Source organism: Salipiger bermudensis, from assembly GCF_017309175.1.
GTDB classification, from domain to species: Bacteria; Pseudomonadota; Alphaproteobacteria; order Rhodobacterales; family Rhodobacteraceae; genus Salipiger; species Salipiger bermudensis.
In genome coordinates this window covers 1-1,706 of the sequence record NZ_JAEKJV010000048.1, presented here as the reverse complement: position 1 = coordinate 1,706, position 1,706 = coordinate 1, and the positions used below count along the sequence as shown (strand labels likewise).

Annotated in this window: 3 protein-coding genes; 2 read left to right on the top strand and 1 reads right to left on the bottom strand. The window is 59.4% G+C overall.

Translation table 11 applies throughout. The annotated features are described in order from the left end of the window. Positions 1-266: hypothetical protein (locus tag JF542_RS24580; RefSeq protein WP_207077729.1), on the bottom strand; the 266-nt coding region annotated here is incomplete at its 3' end. A gap of 18 nt (positions 267-284) precedes the next feature. On the opposite strand from JF542_RS24580, the gene JF542_RS24275 reads away from it, so the two are divergent. Next, entirely contained in the window at positions 285-773 is a 489-nt protein-coding gene (locus JF542_RS24275) for a tyrosine-type recombinase/integrase (protein ID WP_207077728.1), read from the top strand. Beyond that, the gene (locus tag JF542_RS24270; RefSeq protein ID WP_207077727.1) at positions 770-1,429 is read left to right on the top strand and encodes a hypothetical protein; all 660 of its coding nucleotides are present in this window, start codon (positions 770-772) and stop codon (positions 1,427-1,429) included. The genes JF542_RS24275 and JF542_RS24270 overlap by 4 nt, the downstream gene beginning before the upstream one ends. Positions 1,430-1,706 lie beyond the last annotated feature (277 nt).

The following is a 1,706-nucleotide window of genomic DNA, read 5'->3' as shown; positions in this document are numbered from 1 at the left end:
TGAACAGCGAGCCCGTCACCTGATCTGATCCACGCATCCCACACTCCGTCGCCATCGTAGTGGTTACGGTGAATCATGTTCCACGTCAGGCGTCGAGGCGAGAGTTTTTCAGCAGCCTGTGAGGGCTTGACGTAGACATCCAGGGTCCGGAAAAAGCCAGAGCTCTTCTCGGCAAACCGCGACACACCGCCAAGAACATCCCTTCGGTCCCCTGGAGCGAGGCGCCTGCCTTCTACCAGAGCCTGGCGGAAGGATCCGTAACCCATCTGGCCTTGCGGCTCTTGATGCTCACCGGCGTACGGTCGAGGCCAATACGCTTCATGCACCTTGACCAGATCGACGGCGATACGTGGACCATTCCGGCAGAACAGATCAAAGGCCGCAGGGGCGCCACGTCTGATTTCCGGGTGCCGCTTTCTTTAGAAGCACAGGAGGTCATCACGGAGGCGAACCGGCATGCGCGAGATGGCTTCCTTTTCCCCGGAACCCGCAAGAGAGTCATATCCGACGCGACGATGGCGCAGCTCATGGAGCGCAGGGGGATGGATGAACGCCCGCACGGCTTTCGGTCCAGCCTGCGTGACTGGCTGGCCGAGGCAACGGATGCCCGGCACGAAGTCGCGGAGACCATCCTCGGCCACGTGGTAGGAGGGCATGTGGAACGCGCCTATAGACGAACGGACTACCTCGACCAGCGCCGTGCCTTGCTTGAGCGTTGGGCGGCACAATTAACCGGCGCACCCTGCGCCGCAGTCAAACTTGCGATAGAATGACAATCAAACCTATGCAGGCGTCACGCGTCCTTCCGATCCTTGATGAGAACAGGGAGCTCATCGAAAGGCCCGACCTTTTCACGCTGGCGCGCCTCTCTATACCTGAGAGCGAAGGCGAAGAGCTTGTCACGCAGGTATGGCGGCACATGACCCTCAACTCCGACAATTCCGCGCCACTTAGCGATTTCGACCAGGTCGTCGAGGCGAAGTATCTTCGGCGCAAGCGCTTCTGGACCGAGAGAAGGCACGCCCCGATGATCATCGTGGAGCTCATGCGCCTGAGGTTCGAGGGGCTGCCTCTAACTCGTGCGAACGCATACCGTCTCGTTGCGAAGGCTCTACGTGACGAAGGAGGCAGGCAAGATGAGCTCTCCATGACCACCGTGCTTCAGGCGGAGTTCGAGCGTTGGATCAACACAGCCCACCTCGAGGCTGCACTGCGATGGTCGACCCCGGGCCCAGAGGAGTTTGAGAACGACGCAGCCGCATTCACAGTTTTCCTGTCGAACGCGAGGTCTTTCGAGCAAGAAATCGACGTGATCGCAGATAAGTCAGGGTTCGAGTGGAATCCATGGAGAATCCCCGACTGCTTTGCCCCCTCCCCGCTGCCAGGCCTCTACTCTCTGACCGAAGATGAGCGAGCTTTCGTTATCTGAGGGTTTTCTGACCCATAATCTTTTCTCCTGACTGGGCTGGTCCGCACGCTTCTGCTTTTGGTGAGTCAACCCCCATCAGAACGAAGCTGTGGGCCTCATGACCAACTCTACACTCTCGACCGCTATCAATATCGACCCCCTCCTGAAGGTCCGCGAAGGATAGTGCCCCACGGCATGGTGTAGGAGCGTCGACCTTCGGAGAGGTCCGGGCCTGATCAGGATGCCACTGCGGGCAGCCTGACGGTTGGATTGTCGGTGACGCGGGCCAAGGTTTCAA

Bases quoted from the DNA above. Each gene is read 5' to 3' on its own strand.
- JF542_RS24275 (WP_207077728.1), top strand. From the start codon at position 285: ATGCTCACCGGCGTACGGTCGAGGCCAATACGCTTCATGCACCTTGAC.
- JF542_RS24270 (WP_207077727.1), top strand. From the start codon at position 770: ATGACAATCAAACCTATGCAGGCGTCACGCGTCCTTCCGATCCTTGAT.